This is a genomic window from Pseudomonas sp. SIMBA_068 (assembly GCF_046534705.1).
GTDB lineage: Bacteria > Pseudomonadota > Gammaproteobacteria > Pseudomonadales > Pseudomonadaceae > Aquipseudomonas > Aquipseudomonas putida.
Map to the genome: position 1 here is coordinate 24,400 of NZ_JAWRYI010000009.1, position 20,268 is coordinate 44,667.

19 protein-coding genes are annotated in these 20,268 nt (G+C 59.7%); 6 read left to right on the forward strand and 13 right to left on the reverse strand.

The window, feature by feature from the left end; translation table 11 throughout:
- The first annotated feature begins 235 nt into the window (after positions 1–235).
- Both SB756_RS19920 and SB756_RS19925 read left to right on the forward strand, forming a co-directional pair.
- Positions 236–1,591, forward strand: a complete 1,356-nt coding sequence (locus SB756_RS19920; RefSeq protein ID WP_410911765.1) for an MFS family transporter — start codon at positions 236–238, stop codon at positions 1,589–1,591.
- Positions 1,592–1,603: 12 nt separating this feature from the next.
- Positions 1,604–2,647 carry a hydroxyacid dehydrogenase gene (locus SB756_RS19925; protein WP_410911548.1) on the forward strand — a complete coding sequence of 348 codons (1,044 nt, stop codon included), beginning with the start codon at positions 1,604–1,606 and terminating at the stop codon, positions 2,645–2,647.
- A gap of 3 nt (positions 2,648–2,650) precedes the next feature.
- Here the strand turns inward: SB756_RS19925 and SB756_RS19930 are convergent, their stop codons facing one another.
- The 10 genes from SB756_RS19930 to SB756_RS19975 form a co-directional block, all read right to left on the reverse strand.
- Positions 2,651–3,766 (reverse strand): FUSC family protein, encoded by a 1,116-nt coding sequence (locus SB756_RS19930; protein ID WP_410911550.1) that lies wholly within the window; start codon positions 3,764–3,766, stop codon positions 2,651–2,653.
- A 50-nt stretch (positions 3,767–3,816) separates the two neighbouring features.
- Positions 3,817–4,422, reverse strand: a complete 606-nt coding sequence (locus SB756_RS19935; protein WP_341795602.1) for a TetR/AcrR family transcriptional regulator — start codon at positions 4,420–4,422, stop codon at positions 3,817–3,819.
- Positions 4,423–4,609: 187 nt separating this feature from the next.
- A complete protein-coding gene (locus SB756_RS19940; RefSeq protein ID WP_059394843.1) occupies positions 4,610–5,425 on the reverse strand; it encodes an HpcH/HpaI aldolase/citrate lyase family protein in 816 nt (271 codons plus the stop codon).
- Positions 5,422–6,264 carry a MaoC family dehydratase N-terminal domain-containing protein gene (locus tag SB756_RS19945; RefSeq protein ID WP_229609274.1) on the reverse strand — a complete coding sequence of 281 codons (843 nt, stop codon included), beginning with the start codon at positions 6,262–6,264 and terminating at the stop codon, positions 5,422–5,424. The genes SB756_RS19940 and SB756_RS19945 overlap by 4 nt, the downstream gene beginning before the upstream one ends.
- A 13-nt stretch (positions 6,265–6,277) precedes the next feature.
- Positions 6,278–7,207 carry an electron transfer flavoprotein subunit alpha/FixB family protein gene (locus SB756_RS19950; protein WP_410911552.1) on the reverse strand — a complete coding sequence of 310 codons (930 nt, stop codon included), beginning with the start codon at positions 7,205–7,207 and terminating at the stop codon, positions 6,278–6,280.
- On the reverse strand, positions 7,207–7,956 hold the full coding sequence (locus tag SB756_RS19955; RefSeq protein WP_341795600.1) for an electron transfer flavoprotein subunit beta/FixA family protein: 750 nt from the start codon (positions 7,954–7,956) through the stop codon (positions 7,207–7,209). The genes SB756_RS19950 and SB756_RS19955 overlap by 1 nt, the downstream gene beginning before the upstream one ends.
- Before the next feature lie 52 nt (positions 7,957–8,008).
- A complete protein-coding gene (locus SB756_RS19960; protein WP_341795599.1) occupies positions 8,009–9,205 on the reverse strand; it encodes a CaiB/BaiF CoA transferase family protein in 1,197 nt (398 codons plus the stop codon).
- 55 nt (positions 9,206–9,260) lie between these two features.
- Positions 9,261–10,421, reverse strand: coding sequence for an acyl-CoA dehydrogenase family protein (locus tag SB756_RS19965; RefSeq protein WP_162471785.1), 1,161 nt, complete (start codon positions 10,419–10,421; stop codon positions 9,261–9,263).
- Between the two features lie 75 nt (positions 10,422–10,496).
- Positions 10,497–11,093: a thiamine pyrophosphate-dependent enzyme gene (locus tag SB756_RS19970; RefSeq protein WP_016499729.1), complete on the reverse strand. Its 597-nt coding sequence runs from the start codon at positions 11,091–11,093 to the stop codon at positions 10,497–10,499.
- Entirely contained in the window at positions 11,081–11,611 is a 531-nt protein-coding gene (locus tag SB756_RS19975) for a thiamine pyrophosphate-binding protein (RefSeq protein WP_019470870.1), read from the reverse strand. The genes SB756_RS19970 and SB756_RS19975 overlap by 13 nt, the downstream gene beginning before the upstream one ends.
- Positions 11,612–12,102: 491 nt before the next feature.
- On the opposite strand from SB756_RS19975, the gene SB756_RS19980 reads away from it, so the two are divergent.
- The 3 genes from SB756_RS19980 (at position 12,103) to SB756_RS19990 (ending at position 16,111) form a co-directional block, all read left to right on the forward strand.
- Positions 12,103–13,398 carry a dicarboxylate/amino acid:cation symporter gene (locus SB756_RS19980; protein WP_410911555.1) on the forward strand — a complete coding sequence of 432 codons (1,296 nt, stop codon included), beginning with the start codon at positions 12,103–12,105 and terminating at the stop codon, positions 13,396–13,398.
- A gap of 142 nt (positions 13,399–13,540) precedes the next feature.
- Entirely contained in the window at positions 13,541–14,464 is a 924-nt protein-coding gene (locus SB756_RS19985) for a LysR family transcriptional regulator (RefSeq protein WP_341795597.1), read from the forward strand.
- A 276-nt stretch (positions 14,465–14,740) separates the two neighbouring features.
- A complete protein-coding gene (locus SB756_RS19990; RefSeq protein ID WP_410911556.1) occupies positions 14,741–16,111 on the forward strand; it encodes an MFS family transporter in 1,371 nt (456 codons plus the stop codon).
- A 45-nt stretch (positions 16,112–16,156) separates the two neighbouring features.
- Here the strand turns inward: SB756_RS19990 and SB756_RS19995 are convergent, their stop codons facing one another.
- From SB756_RS19995 to SB756_RS20005, 3 genes are all read right to left on the reverse strand, one after another.
- A complete protein-coding gene (locus SB756_RS19995; protein ID WP_410911558.1) occupies positions 16,157–17,611 on the reverse strand; it encodes an alanine/glycine:cation symporter family protein in 1,455 nt (484 codons plus the stop codon).
- A gap of 87 nt (positions 17,612–17,698) precedes the next feature.
- Positions 17,699–18,508: an alpha/beta fold hydrolase gene (locus SB756_RS20000; protein ID WP_410911560.1), complete on the reverse strand. Its 810-nt coding sequence runs from the start codon at positions 18,506–18,508 to the stop codon at positions 17,699–17,701.
- A gap of 89 nt (positions 18,509–18,597) precedes the next feature.
- On the reverse strand, positions 18,598–19,497 hold the full coding sequence (locus SB756_RS20005) for a LysR family transcriptional regulator (RefSeq protein WP_063424285.1): 900 nt from the start codon (positions 19,495–19,497) through the stop codon (positions 18,598–18,600).
- A gap of 107 nt (positions 19,498–19,604) precedes the next feature.
- Between SB756_RS20005 and SB756_RS20010 the strand changes: the two genes are divergently transcribed.
- A complete protein-coding gene (locus SB756_RS20010; protein WP_410911562.1) occupies positions 19,605–20,267 on the forward strand; it encodes an RraA family protein in 663 nt (220 codons plus the stop codon).
- Position 20,268 lies beyond the last annotated feature (1 nt).

The following is a 20,268-nucleotide window of genomic DNA, read 5'->3' on the forward strand; positions in this document are numbered from 1 at the left end:
GGGCAGGGTTTCATGCAACACGTGGTAGAGCCAGCCGGCGTTCGGCTGTGTGGTGAGTGGCCAGCACAAGCTTGCCCTGATCTCACCCCGGTTTAGTTTGGTTGAAGTAAACGGCCATGCCCGCCAGGCATAGCTGTTAGATCTTTGGCAGGTCTTCCGTCACACCATCGCTGTGCAAAGCTGTACCCGAGTTGGCAAAACAATAACAACAAGGGTAGCGATCATGAATGCAGATATGGGCACGGCACGTCCGTTGACTCGCAAAGAGCGTACAACTGCAATTGTAGGTGTCTGTTCCGGCAACCTGGTGGAGTGGTACGACTTCTTCATCTATGCCTACACATCAATCTATTTCGCCTCACTGTTCTTTCCGGCGGGCGATCAGACCAGCCAGCTATTAGCCACCGCCGGTATTTTTGCGGTCGGTTTCTTCATGCGCCCGCTGGGTGGCTGGATATTCGGTTATATCGCCGATACGCGTGGTCGCAAGATATCGATGATCATCTCCGTGTTCATGATGTGCGGTGGGTCGTTGATGATCGCTGTCATGCCTACCTACGCCACTGTCGGTGTCGCGGCGCCGGTCCTGTTGGTGGTCGCCCGCTTGATGCAAGGGCTATCGGTCGGTGCAGAGTATGGCACCGGCGCGACCTATATCAGTGAGGTATCACGCGCTGGGCGCCGCTCGTTCTATGGCTCGTTCCAGTACATGACCATTATCGCAGGGCAACTGCTGGCGCTGTTGACGGTGGCAGTGCTGCAGCTGGTGCTGTCTGAACAGGACCTGAAAGCCTGGGGTTGGCGAGTGCCGTTCCTGATCGGCGCGCTGGCCTCGATCGTGGTGGTGTACCTGCGCCGGACCATGCGCGAAACAGCCACTGCGCAAGGTATGAAGAGCAAGGAGGCGGGTTCGCTCAGAGGCCTCATGCAACACAAGCGCGCTGTACTGCTGACCTTCACAATCACCATCGGTTGTTCTCTGTACTTCTATACCTTCACTGCCTACATGCAGAAATTCCTGGTGGTGAGTGTCGGTATTCCGGCACCGACAGTGAGCATCATCATGGCTTCGGCGCTGGTGATCTTCATGTTTGCCCAGCCGGTTTTCGGCATGCTTGCGGACAAGATCGGCGTACGCCGCAACATGATAATTTTCGGTCTGCTGTCCACGTTCCTGGTCATACCCCTGTTGTCAGCGATCAAATCTGTTCAGGACCCGCTGAGTGCATTCGCGCTGGTGGTCGCCGGGTTGCTCATTGCAGCTTTCTATACGCCGGTTACTGGCGTGCTGAAAGCAGACTTCTACCCGCCAACCGTTCGGGCCCTTGGTGTAGGGCTGCCTTATGCGGTAGGTGCTGCAGTGTTCGGGGGTTCCGCTGAATACGTGGCGCTGAGCTTCCGCTCGCTGGGCATGGAGCAGTACTTCTATCTGTATGTCGCAGCCATCGGTGCCATCACCCTTGTTTCCTCTCTGTTGATGCCAGACCTCTCCAGACATGGATACCTGGATGGCGATGGCAAGGTCGAGGAGAACATTGGGGTTCGCAAATTCATGGGACGCAAATCCACGCCATCCCACATCAGCCATTGAGGTGAGGCGAGCATGAATAGCGAAGTGAAGAAGATCGTACGCTTCGACGTCTGGTACCACCCGGTGATGGCCCAGACGCTCGAAGCCTCAGCCGATGTGGTGTTGCAAACCGTACCTCGTGACCAGGCGCCCGGGCTGATCATGCAAGCGCTGCGCAGTTGCCAGGTCTACCAGGTGCCATCCGCGCGCGATGAGCTGCCACCTGCATGGCATGTGACGGAACGTTTACTCAACCAACTGCCAAACCTGCTCTGTGTCTCAACCAATGGGGCCGGTTATGACACCGTCGACGTCGATGCCTGCACCCGTGCCGGAGTTCTGGTGGTGAACCAGTCCGGTGCCAATGCCCAATCGGTAGCGGAGGCAACCATCGGACTGATGCTCGACAGTGCGCGGCGCATCAGTGAATCGGATCGGCGGTTGCGCAGGGACCGAGGTTTCTCGCGCGAAGATTTGATGGGCTTCGAGCTCTCAGGGAAAACGCTGGGTCTGGTCGGTATCGGTGAGATAGGTAAACGGGTAGCGCGTATCGCTCAGGCCCTGGGCATGCGTGTCATCGCCCATGATCCGTTACTGACAAGCGAGCAGATCGATCAGCGAGGCGCAACAGGCTGCGAACTGGGGACGCTTTTGCAGCAGAGTGATGTCGTGTCGTTACATTGCCCCCGCCTGGCTTCGACGCTGAACATGATGAACGCAACAACGTTTGCGTCCATGCGCAAGGGCGCCATTTTTATCAATACGGCGCGTGGCGGCCTGCATGACGAGGCCGCACTTCATGCGGCGCTGGCCTGTGACCACCTTGGGGGCGCGGGTATCGACGTCTGGGACGAAGAGCCGCCAGCCCTCGATCATCCATTGCTTGGGCTTGATAACGTGGTGGGCCTTTATCACACCGCAGGGGTAACCCGTGAGGCCCGTCTGCGCATGGGGCTATGGGCAGCGGAGCAAATTCTGCAGGTGCTGCGCGGGGAGGAGGGGCCACGTATGGTCAACCCGCTAGTGTTTGCAGACTATCGACAACGGCTGCAGGCCAGTAATCATTCGTCAGCCTAGGGTTCATCGGGACGCGCCCTGGCGGATCAACTGATTCGCCAGGCGTATTACGCCGATCAGGACGAAACCTGCCAACACCCCCTCCAAGCGGATGAACCCGGGCGAAGGGCTGACGTTGACGTACGTATCAGGCACCATCACTACCAGATACACGAGGGAAAATTGGGTGCCGGCGTAAGCGTATGAGCGGTTGCTGTTCTCGATGTGCCGCCCGACCATCACGCCGATGCACATTGCCAGGGTCATGGCGATCCAGTTCGAGCCTACCAGCCATAAAGCCAGCCCTGCACAGGCAGCGCCCGCGCAACAGCCTGCCAGGCGATGAACATTGCGCAGCGTCACTGCGCGGCTACCTGGCAAGAGCGCCCCAGGTGGCACCATCATCACGGCCATGACGGTGATAGCTGCCTGGCTCAATCCCGCCACCTCCAGCCAGATACCCAAGGAAGGGATCAACGCTAACGCCAGGCCTGCCTGCAGCACATGACCTGAAAGGCAACGGTCAAGGTCCGGTTCGCTCACGCGCGCGCCAGATCGGGAAGATAACCCACCATCGGGAAACATCTTGCGTACAGTACGGCCGGAGAGCATGGCTACGAACCAGCAGGCAAGGGTGCCGCATGCCACTTCCTCCAGGCGGGTTCTGGCTATCTCGATCACAGATGGGCCACCCGTCGCGTCAAATCCGGAGATAGCCACCATGGCGAATGTCAGCCCGGCAAACAGCCAGGCGTAACCATGCTCATGGCGGATGGCGCACCACAGTGTGCATGCGCCGACCAGCCCTATGACGGGACCAAGACAATGCACGCTTATTTGCAGTTGAGTCAGTAGCGCTGCTGCGGCCAAGCCGCCTGCGGCAGTGCCGATGATCCGGAGCCCGCCACGGTAAACGCAGTCATGCAGACTTGAACGCATCACCATGTAGCCACTGAACGCAGCCCAGCCAACATTATCGACAGCCAAGTAATGCGCCATGCCGATAGCCAACAACACGGACAGCAGCGTCTCGGCTTCGTCCAGCAAGCGTTGGGGGAGGCGGTCCGGGTTGGAGAACTCTTTACCTATCCCCTGGGTGAATTGCGCGAGGCTCGACCACAGCGTGAATCTGAATGGCATGATCTAGATCCTGATCCGTTCCGTCCGGGCGTGCTTGCAGACAGGATAGGTCAAGGATGATTGCGGTGGCCTGAGCACCAGAGCGCGCGTTGATGAGGTCGCAGCAATGCATTGCACGCCTGCAGGATGTGCTCCTGGATCCAGGTTTCATCGAAATGCGCCTTGCTGAGCCGCAGGCTGTTGGCGCTTTCGATAATCGCAACGATCGCCACCGAGGCTTTGGAGGGCTCATCCACGCGGTACTGGCCTGTCGCACAACCTTTCTGAATGATGCATTCCACAGGTTGGGCCAGGCGCGCACTCGCCCGGTCCAGCCAGCGCCGGTGGCTGGTTTCAAGGTGCCTGACCTCGTGTCGCAGGATCAAATCTTCCTGTGGGACGGTGACTTGCCGCTCGAGTGAGAAACACACATATCCCTTCAGGTCGCGTGGACATACGCTCGCATGCCACGCCTGAAGACGTTTTTCGACGATATCCAGGACCACATTGAGCAGCAGATCCTGTTTGCAGTCGACGTGATGGTAAAGGCTGCCTGGGAGTATTCCGACACGTTGCGCCAGTTTTCGCATGGTCATGGCGGTATAGCCTATTTCAACCATCAGCTCTGACGCGGCCTGCATGACAGGTGCAGGGCATGTACGGGCGGCCTCAGCCATACGCCGGCAACCTGGACGGGGCACGCAGCAGCCGGCAGATCAAGCGCTTGCAGCCCTTGCGCGGTGGCAGGGCTGCGCCATTCATGGAGCACATACGACACCTCTTCGACAGGTGCCCCCGATACAGATTACCCCTGCGCGTCAGAACAGTGGTCGCGTGCTGTAACGGGAGCATGAACTGGACCCTTCAACCCGCCTGCAGCAAGATTGCCCGGGCACGCAGGATCACCGGAGCGTCGACCATCTGGCCATCAAGGGTGAAAACGCCGGCGCCAGCTTCGGCCTGCTCGACCACCCGTCGAGCCCAATCCAGCTCGTGATGCGAGGGTTTCAGGGCATCGTGGATTACCTGGACCTGGCTTGGGTGAATGCACAAGGCACCGCCAAAACCCATGTCCCGTGCGAACCGGACTTGACGCTGCAAGCCGTCGATATCCTGGATGGCGGGGAACACACCGTCCAAGGGCGCGGCCAGTCCCGCGACCCGGCTATGTAGCAGCACTGCATAACGGGCATGCCCCAGCACGTGCTCGGCTGCTGCGCTACCCGTGCTGAGGCCAAGGTCCAGGCCCAGGTCCAGGCTGCCAAATGACAACCTGTCTACGCCAGCCGCTGCCGCCAGGGATGGTAGGGCAGCCAGGCCCTTGGCACTTTCGATGATTGGCCACACCGCCTTGCCAGTGGCATGGGCGCGATCTATCTGGTCGACGCTTTCAGCCTTTGGCAGCAGAATGCCGATGACCCCGGCATGACGCCGGCAAAGCGAGAGGTCAGCCTCGTGGGCCCAATGACCAGGCGCATTCACCCGAACCAGCACCTTGGCCTGCGGATGATCGTTGAGGAACTGGTCGAGGTTGTTGCGCGCCTGCTCTTTCAGCGTCTCTTCCACAGCGTCTTCAAGGTCGACAATGACCCGGTCGGCGCCACTGGCCAAAGCTTTCGGAATGCGTTCTGGTCGAGTAGCGGGAACGAAAAGCGCGCTACGGACTGGTTGTTGTGTCATCGGCGTGCCTCCTGGACGAATTCGATCTCGCCGACCTGGGCCTGGCCTGCCTGATTGCCAGCCCAGACTTGGGCTTTACCCTCACCGATCAATCGGCCACCGACATCGAACGCGTCAGGGCAGATCAAGGGACGAACACCACGGAAGCTGAATCGACGCACTGTCAATTGAGGGTTCGCCCGTACAAATGCTTGCACGTTCAGCGTTGCGATCAGGGGGCCGTGCACCACCAGGCCAGGGTAACCTTCGGTTTCGGTCACATAAGGCCAATCATAGTGAATGCGGTGGCCGTTGAACGTCACTGCCGAATAGCGGAACAGCAGCGTCGGGGTTGGCTGAACGTGGAGATGCCAGTCTCCCTGCGGCATCGGCTCGGTTCCGCCCAGTTTGGGTGGCGAGGGCTCACGATAAACGATGTCCTGTTCCTCGATGAGCGCCTGCTGGCCGTCTTGCACGTACTCATGTTGTACGGTGACAAACAGCAACGCCCCCGTACGCCCATGCTTTTCCTGAACGTTGAGGATGGTCGAACGGCGGGATACCTGGGCATCGACGCGCAGCGGGTGCAGGAACTCCAGGCGGCCACCTGCCCACATGCGGTTGCGGTTATCTGCCGGGGGCAAGAAGCCGCCTCGCGCTGGATGACCGTCCCCACCAAGCCCGGAGTGCTCGACGGCGTCCTGGAAGAATGCCCAGTGCCAGAGTTCGGGCAGGGGGGCACCCGGAGCTGGCGCTGGCTCACCCAAGGTTGCGGCAATGCGTTTTACCAGGTTATGGCTGATGCAATCGTGCACGGTCTCACTGCGACCGATCCACGTTTCAGGTGCTGATGTGGTCATTGTTTTTGTCCTGTTACAGCGTGGAGGTGAGTTCTGGCAGGATATCGAACAAGTCGCCGACCAGTCCGTAATCGGCCACCTGGAAGATCGGCGCTTCTTCATCCTTGTTGATCGCGACAATGACCTTGGATTCCTTCATGCCCGCCAAATGCTGGATCGCGCCGGAGATACCGACCGCGATGTACAACTGCGGGGCCACGATCTTGCCGGTCTGGCCGACCTGCATGTCGTTGGGAACAAAGCCTGCGTCTATTGCGGCGCGTGATGCCCCAACTGCCGCGCCCAGCTTGTCGGCCAGGCGGTACAGGTGGCTGAAATTGTCGCCGTTGCCCATGCCGCGGCCACCGGAAACAACGATGTCTGCCGCGGTCAGCTCGGGGCGATCGGACGTGGCCAGTTCTTCGCCGACAAACGCCGATATGCCTGTATCACGCGCGCCAGCCAATGCCACGATCGGCGCACTACCGCCTTCTGCCGGCAGGGCCTCAAAGCCGGTGGATCGTACGGTGATGACCTTGACTGCGGCGTCCGACTGCACGGTGGCGATGGCGTTACCCGCATAGATCGGGCGCTTGAAGGTATCGGCAGACTCGACCGAAATGATTTCGGAGATCTGATCGACATCCAGCAACGCTGCGACCCGTGGCAGGATGTTTTTGCCGTTGCTGGTGGCAGGGGCGAGTACATGGCTGAAGTCGCGACCCAGGTTGGCCACCAATGGCGCAACATTTTCCGGGAGCTGGCGCGCGTAGGCAGCGTCGTCTGCCATTAGCACCTTACTCACTCCCGCGATCTGCGCAGCCGCGAAAGCGACACCGGAAACGTCCAGTCCCGCGACCAGGACCACGACTTCCCCTCCGATCTGGTGGGCTGCAGCCAGAGTATTCAAGGTCGGCGCGGCGAGTGTGTGATTGTCGTGTTCAGCTACTACCAGGATAGACATCAGATTACCTTCGCTTCGTTCTTCAGCTTCTCGACCAGTTCGGCCACCGACTTGACCTTGATACCCGCGCTGCGCGCAGCTGGCGCTTCGACTTTCAGGGTCGTGTTGGTGGAGGCGAGGGAAACGCCGAGGTCGTCAGGCTTGACGGTCTCCAGCGGCTTCTTCTTGGCCTTCATGATGTTCGGCAGCGACGCATAGCGTGGCTCGTTCAGACGCAGGTCGGTGGTGACGATGGCTGGCAGGTTCAGCGACACGGTTTGCAAGCCACCATCGATTTCACGAGTGACGTTCAGCTTGTCGCCAGCAACGATGACCTTGGAGACGAAGGTGCCCTGGGCGTAGCCGGTCAGCGCGGCCAGCATCTGGCCGGTCTGGTTGTTGTCGCTGTCGATGGCCTGCTTGCCAAGGATGACCAGCTGCGGCTGCTCTTTGTCGACAACGGCTTTCAGCGCTTTGGCTACGGCCAGGGAGCTCAGCTCATCGACGGCTTCGACCAGGATGGCACGGTCGGCGCCTAGCGCCAGGGCGGTACGCAGTTGCTCCTGGGCGGCGGGCGGGCCCACGGAGACGACCACGATCTCGCTCGCCACGCCTTTTTCCTTCAGGCGTACGGCTTCTTCCACGGCGATTTCGCAGAAGGGGTTCATGGACATCTTGACGTTAGCAAGGTCGACGCCGGCGTTGTCCGCCTTGACGCGGACTTTGACGTTGTAATCGACCACACGTTTGATAGCGACCAGCACTTTCATAAGCAGTAATACTCTGTTCTTGAGCTCTCACAACAGGCGGTAAAAAGAGGGGTCAGATGACCCCTGAAGCGCGCAGCTGTTGAATTCGTTCATGCGTCAGGCCAAGTTCGGCAAGGATGTTTTCGCTATGCTCGCCAAGCGCGGGCACCGGGCCCATGCGTGGTGCAAAGGCATTGCTGGTGGCGGGCGGGAGCAGGCTGGGAACGCTGCCTGCGGCCGTGTCGATGCGCCGCCAGCGGTCTCGGGCTTTCAGTTGTGGGTGCTCCCAGACGCCCTGCATGTCGTTTACCTTGGCGTTGGCAATGCTGGCCTGATCCAGCCGCTGAATAACGGTATCGAAGCTCAAGGGGGCGAAAGCCTCGATGATCAACGCGCGCAGGGCGTCGCGGTTGGCCACGCGTTTGAAGTTAGCAGAAAACCGATCGTCATCAGCCAGCTCCGGTCGGATCAGCACATGCTGGCAGAACAGCTGCCACTCCCGTTCGTTCTGCAGGCCGAGCATCACGGTGCTGCCATCGCCAACAGGGAATGGACCGTATGGATAGATCGTGGCGTGCGCTGCACCAGCGCGAGGCGGTGGCGGGGCTCCTTCGTAGGCGTAGTAGAGCGGGTAATTCATCCACTCCACCAGGCTCTCAAGCATCGAAACTTCAACGTGGCTGCCGATGCCGGTTTTTTCCCGCAACAATACGGCCGAGAGGACGCCCGTGTAGGCATACATGCCGGCAGCGATATCCGCTATCGAGTTGCCCGCCTTGGCCATCCCGTCTTCGCCGGGGCCACCGGTGACCGAAAGAAAACCGCCTTCGCTCTGAATCAGCAGGTCATAGGCTTTTTTCTGCTCGTAGGGGCCCCCAGCGCCATAGCCGGAGATGTCGCAGACGATGAGCCGCGGGAAGCGCTCGTGCAATTGCTCGAAACTCAACCCAAGGCGCGCGGCCGCGCCTGGCGCAAGGTTCTGCACCAGCACATCGGCTTGCTCCAGTAGCTGGCCAAGGATGTCCTCGGCGATATCCTGCTTGAGGTCAAGGGCCAGGCTTTCTTTCGAGCGGTTGGTCCAGACGAAATGCGAGGCCAGGCCGTTGACCCGCTGATCGTAACCACGGGCGAAGTCGCCACTGCCCGGGCGTTCGACCTTGATCACCCGGGCGCCCAGGTCAGCCAGCTGACGGGTACAGAAGGGCGCTGCGATCGCATGTTCGAGGCTGATGACAGTTATGCCGTCAAGTGGGCGAATGGGCTGACTCATGATTGTTGTCTCTCTTGTTATGGCAGGCCCTCGCGGTTGGCGAGGGGGCCCCGGGTCAGAACGAACGTGGCAGTTCCAGCAGATGTTCGGCCACGTAGGACAAGATCAGGTTGGTTGAAATGGGCGCGACCTGATAAAGGCGGGTTTCGCGGAACTTGCGCTCGACGTCATATTCATTGGCAAAGCCGAAGCCGCCGTGGGTCTGCAAGCATGCGTTGGCGGCCTCCCAGCTGGCTTTGGCCGCCAGGTACTTGGCCATGTTGGCGGCGGCGCCAGCGTTGCGGCCGCTGTCGTACTCGGCGCAAGCACGCCAGCGCATCAGGTCGGCGGCTTCGATTTCGATGTGGGCTTCAGCGATGGGGAACTGCACGCCCTGGTTCTGGCCGATCGGGCGGCCGAATACCACGCGATCACGGGCGTACTGGCTGGATTTTTCGATGAACCAGCGGCCATCGCCGATGCATTCGGCGGCGATCAAGGTACGCTCGGCATTGAGCCCATCGAGGATGTAGCGAAAACCCTTGCCCTCTTCGCCAATCAGGCTGCTGGCAGGGATTTCCAGGTTGTCGAAGAACAGCTCGTTGGTTTCGTGGTTCACCAGGTTGGCAATCGGCTGTACGGTCAGGCCGTTACCAATGGCTTCACGCAGGTCGACCAGGAAAATCGACATGCCATCGACCTTCTTGGTGACCTCGGCGAGCGGGGTGGTGCGCGCCAGGAGGATCATCAAGTCAGAATGCTGGACGCGAGAGATCCACACTTTCTGGCCATTGACCACATACTTGTCGCCTTTGCGAACCGCCGTGGTCTTGATCTTGGTGGTATCGGTACCGGTGGTCGGCTCTGTCACGCCCATCGACTGCAGGCGCAGCTCGCCACTGGCCAATTTGGGCAGGTAGTAGCGCTTTTGCTCTTCGCTGCCGTTACGCAGCAAGGTGAACATGTTGTACATCTGGCCATGGATGGTGCCGGAGTTGCCGCCGCAGGCGTTGACTTCTTCAAGAATCACCGACGCCTCGGCCAGACCCAGGCCGGAGCCGCCAAACTCCTCGGGTATCATCGCCGACAGCCAGCCGGCCTCAGTCATGGCTTTGACGAAGGCTTCAGGGAAGCCTTTTTCTTCGTCGACCTTGCGCCAGTATTCGGCCGGGAAATCGCCACACAGGGCACGTACACCCTCACGAATGGCGTTGAGTTCTTCTTGATTGTTGTCGATCATCATCATTCTCCAGGGTGGGACAGGCCGGCAGCGTCATCGTGGTTCGGCCGCCGGCCCGACCCTGTAACACGGTCAAATAGGCTGGAAGCCAAGGGCGGCGCGGAAACGGTTCTTGATGTATTGGCCATCACGCGGCGGAAGTACACGTGGCGGGTTTTCGGCTTTGATCTTCACAGTGGCCAGCTTGACCCCGTCCCGATTGGCGAAACGCTCACGCAGGGCATGGACCCCGTCCATTTCACGAATTTCCTGGGTCCAGGCAAAGCCACAGGTTTCAGCGACCCGGTCCAGCTGGATGCCGAAGCCGGCGTGGCTGACTTGCATGCCGGTTTCACCAAAGTGGCCGTTGTCCAGCACCACGATGGTCAGGTTTTTCGGCTGCTGCAGTGCAACAGTGGCCAGTGCGCCGAACCCCATCAGCAGCTCACCGTCACCAGTGACAACCACCACGCTTTTGTCCGGCTGCGCATTGGCGAGGCCCAAGCCCACGGTAATGGCACTGCCCATGGCCGCCCAAAGGTAGTAGTTGTTGTCGTGGTCACCCGCGGCCATCACATCATAGGAGGCAGAGCCCAGGCCGGTGACGACGAGCACATCATTGCGATCGGCAAGCAAAGTACGCACGACCTCTCGGCGGCAAAGCACGTGGTTGGCGCTTACTTGACCCATTTCTTTTCTCCGATCAGGCGCTGACCAAGCAGCAGGGCGGTGGCGGCATCGCCGTTGAAGGCCATGGTGGCGGCGCCATGCAGCAGTGGGGCCACATCCTCAGGTTTGTCAGCGCGCCAGGTCATCACTTTCATCAGGTTCAGGGAGGCTTCAGTGGCCTGACCCATCGGGTTTTGCCAGGCGTTGAATTCAGCCCAGTCACCCCGCATGGTCACTACCATCAGCAGGGGGAAACCAGCGCAGTTCTGCAAGGCGAGGGTGTTGATGCAGTTGCCGACACCGCTCGATTGCATCAGCAGCGCGCCGCGCTCCCCACCTAGCCAGGCGCCGGCCAGGTAGCCAATGCCTTCTTCTTCCGTGGTGAGCACAACGGCCTTGATGTCGGGGTCTGCATAGGACATGCGAATGGACGCCGAGTGGCCAGCGTCCGGTACGAATACGACGTGCTTGACGTCGTGGGCCTTGAGAACACGGAACACGTCCTCTTGCCAGTTCTGTTCAGCTTCTTGCGATGACATGGGTATCTCCCGGCAGTGCTGCTTTTGTTTTTCCTCATCATGCGGCGAGATGCAGCGCAGGACGACTACCGTTTTTTTCTTTGAGATATGCCGTAGCGGCATAGGTGAGGGCATGCCACAGGTCATCGAGGTTGAGTGCGACTGACTGCCGCGTCATGTGAAGCATCGCCCGGGCAGGCCCGCCAGTGGCTATATAAAGCGGGCATAGCTGTTAGACGCGCTCAGCGCTTCTGGGCAGCAGGTGAAAACGTTAGGTTGCCTGCTCGGTCGCGGCTGCGCCGCTATCGAATCAAAACAACAATAAGAACGAGGATTTTCCATGTTGCTTCGTTACCTGCGCACGCTCGCCGGGTGGCTCACCGCTGCAGAGTCGCCATTGGCCGATACACCATCCTCACCATGCTGTTTCCGGCATCTTGCACTGTCCTACTTCGTTCCGTAGTGCACCGCTCTGGCGGTGACGGTCCCTATTGGTTGAAAAAAGGTGCTCAATGAAATTCAAACTACCGCTGGCGGGCTGGATACTGCTCGCCATGTTTTTTGGCGTGGTGATCGGCTATGTCATTTTCCTCACCAGCCCTGACAAGGCAGCTGCTACCGAGACTGCCGGGTACATTTCGGTGATATCGGACGTATTCCTGAGGCTGATCAAGATGCTGATCGGGCCGCTGGTCTTTTCCACCTTGGTGGTGGGGATTGCTCACATGGGCGACGCCGGTGCGGTGGGTAGAGTCTTTGGCAAGGCGATGATATGGTTCCTGACTGCTTCGCTGCTCTCATTGGCGGTGGGCCTGATGATGGCCAACATCCTGCAGCCAGGGCATCATCTGGCACTGCCTTTGCCGGACGTGAGCGCAACCACTTCCCTCCAGACATCTGCCTTCACCCTCAAGGCGTTTGTCACGCATCTGGTGCCCAGGTCGTTCGTCGAGGCCCTGGCCAACAACGAGATCCTGCAGATTGTGGTGTTCTCACTGTTCTTTGGTGTAGCCCTGGCGGCCCTGGGCGAAAAAGCCAAGGGTCTCGTGCGCCTTGCCGACGAGTTGGCCCAGGCCATGCTTCTCATTACGGGCTACGTCATGAAGCTGGCACCGCTGGCTGTCATGGCAGCGATGGCCGCCACAGTCGCGGTTAACGGGCTGTCGATCCTCGCAACGTTCGCGGTGTTCATGCGCGACTTCTACCTGGGGCTGATGGTGCTTTGGCTGTTGCTGATAATGGCTGGGGCGCTGTTCCTGGGCCGGCGGGTTTTCGCGCTTCTGGCGCTGATCAAGGAGGCCTTCCTGCTGGCGTTCGCCACGGCGAGTTCCGAGTCGGCTTATCCCAAACTGCTCTCGGCGCTGGACCGATTCGGAGTAAGCCGCAAGATTTCCAGTTTTGTCATGCCCATGGGCTATTCCTTCAACCTCGATGGCTCGATGATGTACTGCACCTTCGCTGTGCTGTTCATCGCCCAGGCGTACGGCATCGAGATGACCCTTGGTACGCAGATCCTGATGCTGCTGACGTTGATGCTTACATCCAAGGGGCTTGCCGGGGTGCCGCGTGCATCACTGGTGGTTATTGCGGCGACGCTGGTGCAGTTCGATATTCCCGAAGCAGGGCTGCTGCTGATCCTGGGCATCGACACATTCCTCGATATGGGTCGCTCGGCCACCAACGCCGTAGGCAACTCGATCGCCACGGCGGTGGTCGCCAAGTGGGAAGGGGAGCTGCAGGACCCGGATACACAGCCGGCAACTGATCGTGGCACAACACAGGGGCCGGCAGGGTCTTCAACAGTCTGAGGTATCGATAGCCCAGTCGCGCCGTGGCGTATGCCTTTGGTGCTAGCTGCTATGCTCAAATTCTATAGCTGGTCCCCGAACCTGTCTTTAGACTGTGAAAACGCCGTTCTGAGGCGCCCCTTTCTTTGCCAGTGGTTGACCGATGGACGTAGTGCAACTGAAAACCCTGATCCATGTGGCCGAACTTGGCAGCCTGAGCAAGGCTTCGGACCGGCTCCATGTGGCGCAACCTGCATTGAGCCGGCAGATTCGGCAGTTGGAAAAGGAATTGGGCGTCTACCTGTTCGAGCGGCATGGCCGCGGCATGGAAATCACCGCTGCCGGCCTTGAGGTTCTTGAACGGGCTACCCGGATCATGGACGAGCTCGAGTCCATCCGTACCTCGGTAGCCGGCGGCCGTGCCGCATTTCGAGGCATGGTCGCCATCGGTACCACGCCGACCACCGCCGAGATTGTCACTGTGCCGTTGGTTCAACGCATCCGCGACACTCACCCGGACCTCTCGATCCGCTTTTCATCGGCGTTCAGCGGCTATTTGCTGGACTGGTTGCAGCGGGGCGAGCTGGAGCTGGCCATCTCCTACGATCCGCAGCCACTGCACACGTTGCGAATCGAACCGGTAATGATGGAGAACCTGGTCCTGGTTGGCCCTCCCGAGGCCAGGTTGAACCTGGACACGGCCGTGCCGTTCGCAGAATTGGCCAATGAACAGATGGTGCTGCCCAGCCCCCGGCATGGGCTGCGCAAGATCATGGACCAGTGCGCCCTTGAGCGAGGCTTCAAGATCACCACCAGTGTCGAGGCGGACTCCTTTGGCGCGATGATCGACCTGGTCCGTCATGGTTTTGGCTATACGGCATTGCCACTGGCCTCCATCTACTCTCGCCTTGATGACGGCAGCTTGTGCGCCGCGCCGCTGGTTGACCCGACGCCAATGCGCAAGCTGGTACTCGTGCTGCCCGCCGATCGGCAGGTAAGCCCCGCAACACGCTACGTCGGCCAGACCTTTGTGGACATTGCCAGCGAGCTGGTGGCCAAAGGCATCTGGGCGGGGCACATGCTCTGAAACGGCTGCGCCAAGCTATTCAATCGCGGCATAACTGCTAGAGGGCAGCGGGTCTGGCCGCTACCCAGGTGAGGGCGTAGCTTTGCCCGGGATAAAAGTCAGTGCGCTTTCGCTGACTTGTAAAATAATAGATCCCAGAAGGTGCCCCCATGATGTGCGTTCCATCGCCCCGCGTACTGCCGCCTGCTTTTCCTGTGATGACTCCGAGCCAGTAGATCGACGCAGACCAACGCTGTTGTTCTTGCCTCGCGTTTGCCTCAGATCTGGAGTTCCCCAATGCACGCCAACAATCACAATCCTGCTGCGCCTGATATTCGTAACCTTACCAATCGCCAACGGATCCGCGCCATTCTCGGCGCCTGTTCCGGAAACCTGGTGGAGTGGTACGACTTCTTCATCTACGCCTACACCTCAATCTACTTCGCCGCGCTTTTTTTCCCTCAGGGCGATCAGACCACACAGCTATTGGCAACGGCCGGCATTTTTGCTGTGGGCTTCTTCATGCGCCCCCTGGGCGGGTGGATTTTCGGTTACCTCGCTGACACGCGTGGCCGCAAGTTTTCCATGATCATCTCCGTCTTTCTGATGTGTGGGGGCTCGCTGATGATCGCGGTCGTGCCCACCTACGAAACCATTGGCATGGCCGCGCCGGTTCTGTTGCTGATTGCCCGCTTGATGCAAGGCCTTTCGGTAGGGGCTGAATACGGTACTGGTGCGACCTACATCAGCGAAATTTCCAGTACGGGCAAGCGCTGCTTCTTTGGCTCGTTCCAGTACTTCACGATCATTGCCGGGCAACTGCTGGCATTGCTGACTGTGGTTGTGCTGCAGAACCTGCTGCCCATCGAAGAACTCAAGGCCTGGGGCTGGAGGATTCCATTCTTCATTGGTGCAGTAAGTGCGCTGGTGGTGGTCTACCTTCGCCGCTCGATGCTTGAAACGGCAAGTCACCAAGGCGCCAAACACAAGGAAGCGGGCTCGATAAAAGCGCTGATGAAGCACAAGAAAGCCGTGCTGCTGACGATTGCCATCACTGCCGGTTGCTCGTTGCACTTCTATACATTCTCCACCTACATGCAGAAATACCTGGTGGTTTCGGCGGGCTTCGATCCGTCGACCGTGAGCTTCATCATGACAGCCGCGCTGGTGGTGTTCATGTGCCTTCAGCCGGTGTTTGGAATGATGGCTGACAGGATTGGTTCGCGAAACAGCATGATTGCCTTCGGCTTGCTGTCGAGCCTGTTGATCGTACCGTTGCTCACGGGTCTCAAGACCGTCAACAATGCGTACGAAGCCTTCGCGCTGGTCATGCTGGGCCTCCTGATTGCTGCGTTCTATACGCCGGTCACCGGCGTGCTGAAGGCGGACCTGTACCCCGCCACGGTCCGCGCGCTGGGCGTAGGGCTGCCCTATGCCTTGGGCAACGCGCTGTGTGGCGGTACTGCCGAGTACGTGGCGCTGTCCCTGCGCGGCGCTGGCGTGGAGTCGTATTTCTACTACTACGTGGCGGCGATGAGCGTCATTACCCTGATTGCCGCAGTGCTCATGCCCGATCTACGCAAGCACGGTTACCTCGACGGAACGGGGGCTGTGGAAGAAAACACGGGCTTGCGGCCCGGTACCCATTATTCGAATGCACGAAGCTGACACCAAGCCCAGGCAACCACTACGGTTGCCTGGGCTTCCTGCCAATCAGGATGTTTTTGGTGGTTCAGGCTCGAGCACACCCAAGCCCTGATCTTTTGCGACCTGCTCTGGAGCATTGCCCCAGATGGTCCTGTCTATGTTGAGGTCCTGGAAGGCACTGGCGGTGAGAACCGGCTCGGCCACGCCGGCTTTGCGCTGTGTGTCGTAATCGGCGAGCAGTCGCAGGCCGACTCGGCATAGCAGGACCAGGGCGATGAGGTTCACCAGCGCAGAAAGGGTCATGGTGATGTCGGCGAAGGCAAACACCGTGGACAGGTCCTGAACCGAGCCCCAGAGAATCAAGGCCAACACCAGGGCGCGATAGCTCAGCAGCGCCTTGCGGTTCTTGCCCAGAATAAACCTCAGGTTGTTTTCGCCCAGGTAGTAGTTGTAGAGAATCGAGGTGAACACGAACAACGCAAGTGCAACGCTGATGAAGCTGCGGCCCCAGTCACCGACCACTGCGGCAAGCGAGTTCTGCGTCAGCACGATGCCGTCACCCGCGAAACCGGCGGTATAGAAGCCCGACAGCAAGATCAGCAAAGCGGTGCAGGTGCAGATGATGAATGTATCGAAAAACACGCTGAACGCCTGCACGACACCTTGTGAGACAGGGTGCCGGACTTCGGCCACCGCGGCGACGTTTGGCGCACTGCCCAGGCCAGCTTCGTTGGCGAATACGCCACGCTTCACACCCATCACGATTGCGCTGCCGATGAGGCCACCAAAGGCTTGATCGAGCCCGAACGCGCTTTTCACGATGGTCAACAGCATCAGGGGCACGTGATCAAATTGCAGCACAATGACGTACAGGGTAACCGCTATGTAGGCCAGCGTTTTCACCGGTACCAACAGGTCTGCCACCCTGGCGATGCGTTTGATGCCGCCCACGAACACCAGCGCTAGCACGGCGGCCAGGGCGATGCCGGAATAGGCTGGGTCAACGCCAAAAGCATTCTGCAACGAGTGGGTCACTGCGTGTGACTGCAGGCCATTAAAGGAAAAACCGAAAGTGACGATCAGCAGTACCGCCATCACAACGCCCAGCCAACGCTTGTTCAGCCCGTATTCGATGTAGAACGACGGGCCGCCATGAAACTGGCCAATACCGTTGTGGCGCTTGTACAGCTGCGCCAGGCTGCATTCGAACAATGTGGTGGCCATCCCGACCAGTGCGGTAACCCACATCCAGAACACCGCACCAGGACCGCCCAGGGTTACAGCCACGCCGACGCCGGCGATGTTGCCCGCCCCGACACGGCCGGCCAGGCTGAGCATGAGGGCCTGGAAGGAACTGATCTGAGTGGAGCTACTGGTGAGGCTGTCCTTGAACACTTTGAACATGTGCAGGAAGTAGCGAAGCTGCACAAATCGTGTCTTGACGGTGAAATAAGCGCCCAGTCCGACGACCAGGACGATAAGCAGCTTTCCCGAAAGAAAGCCATTGATGGCTTCGAGCATGACGCAACCTCATTGTTATTATGACTGGGTGTGCGGGTACACACGGCCGCAAGCAGCCGTGTAGGAGTTGGAGCCGGTTGAACGGGGTCAGGCGCGGTCTTGCAGTGCCTTGATGTGCTGCCACATCAGCGCCGGGTTGGAGTACATCGGGAAGTGGCCACAATCAGGGATGCAAGCCAGTTGCACCCCTTGGGCAGCGATGTCGTCCAGATAGGAAAGGTGGGCGTTGGTTGCGCCGTACATGTACTGGCGCGGGAAGGGTAGCGCCAGGAACTTCTCCATCAGACCGCCGTTATCTGACAGCTCAACCATGGACTCGAAGATGCCGCGCACCGCCCCGGTACGTACCTTGTGCGCCAGGCTGGCCGCATAGAGTGCGCTGGCAGGATCGCCGGCAAGCCGGGTGCGCTCGATGAAGTCGCGGAAAAAGCGCAAATCGTCTTCGCGCGGGTGATCGTGGATCTGCCGGCTGAGGAAGCAATCTTCGGGCGCAATATTGCCCTCGATGTCGACGAAACTCAGCACTCGATCTGGAGCGGCATCAGCGAGCATCAGCCCGGTCAGGCCACCCATGGAGTGGCCGACCAGGTGAAATTTGTCGACGCCAAAGTGTGCCAGTACAGCCTGGGCAGTCTTCACCAGCAAGGAGATGTTGATGCGGGCGAGGTCGGCGCATTCGGTTTCTCCGCAACCAGGCGCATCGTAGGCAATGAAGGGATGGCCTTCGAATGCGGGCTGCAGCGTGATGTCGGCATAGTCTTCTTTGGTAGAACCGAACCCATGCAGGAAGAGGATAGGTGCCTTGGGGCCGGAACGATGGATCACCGCCAGGTCCAGCAGCACGCCGTCGATGTTCAACGGCAGTTTCTCGTGAGTGAAGCGAGCAGGGTTTGCCACGGTGGGAACTCCTTTTACAGAGGCCCCAATGTCGGGCCCACCCTGAATTTTGTAAAATACGAAGCCGCGAACCCTGTCATATGCCCAGCCTATGACGCAAAAACCTGTTTGGCCTGGTCAATCATCGCATCCACCAAAGGATTGCCGTTAACGCCGTGCCATGCCATGGCGGTGGTGACAACCTTCACTTCGGGCTGCAACGGCCGCACCAAAACATTTTCAGGAGCAAGCTTGTCCATGGAGGTGGGCACCAAAGCGATGCCCTGGCCACAACTGACGAACGCCACCTGCGCCGTGACAGAGCGGACCTGATGCACGATACGCGGCGCGAAGCCGCTGGCCTTGCATAGCCCCACCAGATAGTCGAAATACACCGGGCTGACGTCTCGTGAGGCCATCACCAGGGTTTCATCGGCAAGAGCCTTGAGCTCAATGGCTGCACTGGCCGCCAGTGGGTGGTCCTTGGGCATCGCGACTGCCAGGCGATCCTCTGACAGCGGCATGGACTGCAGATGCCGGCCGAGGTTGCCTTCAAGGCGTGCAAAGGCGATGTCGATATCGCCGGCCTCAAGCGCGGGTATCGCCTCCGCGCTATCGATCTCTCGAACCGAAACCGTGACCAACGGGTGGTCTTGCTTGAACCGCTCGATCAGCTGGGGCAGCACATCGATCATGGCCGAGGTGATCGCCCCGATGGTCACCACGCCGGCGTGGCCGGCCACGGCCTCGTGAACCGCCAACTCCAGTCGCTCCAGCTGATCAGCAAACTTTCGCACAGCGGGGAGAATTGCAGCCCCGGCGGCAGTGAGCTGAGCGCCACGGCGAGAGCGGGTGAACAGTTGAATGCGAAGGGACTGTTCAAGCGCCTGGATCTGCTCGGTCAACGGCGGCTGTGACATGCCTAGCCGCTTGGCCGCGCGGCTGAAGTTCTGGTCCTCGGCAACGGCCAGGAACAGCCACAGGTGACGTATCAAGCGAAAGTTGATCACGGCATTCTTCCATAGGTTTGGGGTATGACAAGCTTAGCTTCTTCGTAATATACGTATCAAATGCCCGCGCAGATACTCAAGCCTCACTTACAAGAGGCCTGCAACCGATGAGCTTGAAAGCCCCGCTTGAGCGCCTGGCTGTGCTCGATACCAATACGGTGTCGGACGCGCTGGACTTCCTCCAACTGCCTGGAGCCACCAACGACCTGATGCCGCTCTGGAACTGCCCGAAGATTGTTGGCCGAGCCAGCACCGTGCAGTTGGGGCCAAAGCAGGACGTGGCACCCACCGTTCACCTGATTACCCCAGTCATCGAGCAGATCACCACCGATGACCGCGTGCTGGTGATTGCGGGTGGCGTTGACGGTATTTCCAGCTGGGGTGACATCCTGGCCAATGCCGCCCGGCGCAAAGGCATCCGTGGCTCGATCATTGATGGCTTCAGCCGCGACATCTGCGGCAGCGCCGACATCGGTTACCCGGTCTACGGCCGTGGCGTGACCATGATCAGCGCGCGCAACAGGCTCATCCAGATCGACGCGGCCGTCACAGTTCGCATGGCCGGCGTTGACGTGGATGAAGGCGACTACGTGATTGCCGACGCATGCGGCACCGTTTTCGTCCCGGCCAGTGCCATCGACAAGGTGCTTGACCTGGCCGAGCGTATTGACCGTCGCCAGGCCGGCATGGTGGACGCCGTCCGCGCAGGCCGTTCGGTCGAGGAAGTGATGCACGACACCCAATTCGAAGCCATCAAGGTGGAGCACTGAT

Coding starts and splice junctions, on each gene's coding strand:
- SB756_RS19940 (WP_059394843.1), bottom strand. CDS start 5,425: ATGACACAACAACCAGTCCGTAGCGCGCTTTTCGTTCCCGCTACTCGA.
- SB756_RS19985 (WP_341795597.1), top strand. CDS start 13,541: ATGGACGTAGTGCAACTGAAAACCCTGATCCATGTGGCCGAACTTGGC.
- SB756_RS19990 (WP_410911556.1), top strand. CDS start 14,741: ATGCACGCCAACAATCACAATCCTGCTGCGCCTGATATTCGTAACCTT.
- SB756_RS19975 (WP_019470870.1), bottom strand. CDS start 11,611: ATGTCATCGCAAGAAGCTGAACAGAACTGGCAAGAGGACGTGTTCCGT.
- SB756_RS19920 (WP_410911765.1), top strand. CDS start 236: ATGGGCACGGCACGTCCGTTGACTCGCAAAGAGCGTACAACTGCAATT.
- SB756_RS20010 (WP_410911562.1), top strand. CDS start 19,605: ATGAGCTTGAAAGCCCCGCTTGAGCGCCTGGCTGTGCTCGATACCAAT.
- SB756_RS19935 (WP_341795602.1), bottom strand. CDS start 4,422: ATGGCTGAGGCCGCCCGTACATGCCCTGCACCTGTCATGCAGGCCGCG.
- SB756_RS19950 (WP_410911552.1), bottom strand. CDS start 7,207: ATGTCTATCCTGGTAGTAGCTGAACACGACAATCACACACTCGCCGCG.
- SB756_RS19970 (WP_016499729.1), bottom strand. CDS start 11,093: ATGGGTCAAGTAAGCGCCAACCACGTGCTTTGCCGCCGAGAGGTCGTG.
- SB756_RS19925 (WP_410911548.1), top strand. CDS start 1,604: ATGAATAGCGAAGTGAAGAAGATCGTACGCTTCGACGTCTGGTACCAC.
- SB756_RS19960 (WP_341795599.1), bottom strand. CDS start 9,205: ATGAGTCAGCCCATTCGCCCACTTGACGGCATAACTGTCATCAGCCTC.
- SB756_RS19945 (WP_229609274.1), bottom strand. CDS start 6,264: ATGACCACATCAGCACCTGAAACGTGGATCGGTCGCAGTGAGACCGTG.
- SB756_RS19995 (WP_410911558.1), bottom strand. CDS start 17,611: ATGCTCGAAGCCATCAATGGCTTTCTTTCGGGAAAGCTGCTTATCGTC.
- SB756_RS19930 (WP_410911550.1), bottom strand. CDS start 3,766: ATGCCATTCAGATTCACGCTGTGGTCGAGCCTCGCGCAATTCACCCAG.
- SB756_RS19980 (WP_410911555.1), top strand. CDS start 12,103: ATGAAATTCAAACTACCGCTGGCGGGCTGGATACTGCTCGCCATGTTT.
- SB756_RS19955 (WP_341795600.1), bottom strand. CDS start 7,956: ATGAAAGTGCTGGTCGCTATCAAACGTGTGGTCGATTACAACGTCAAA.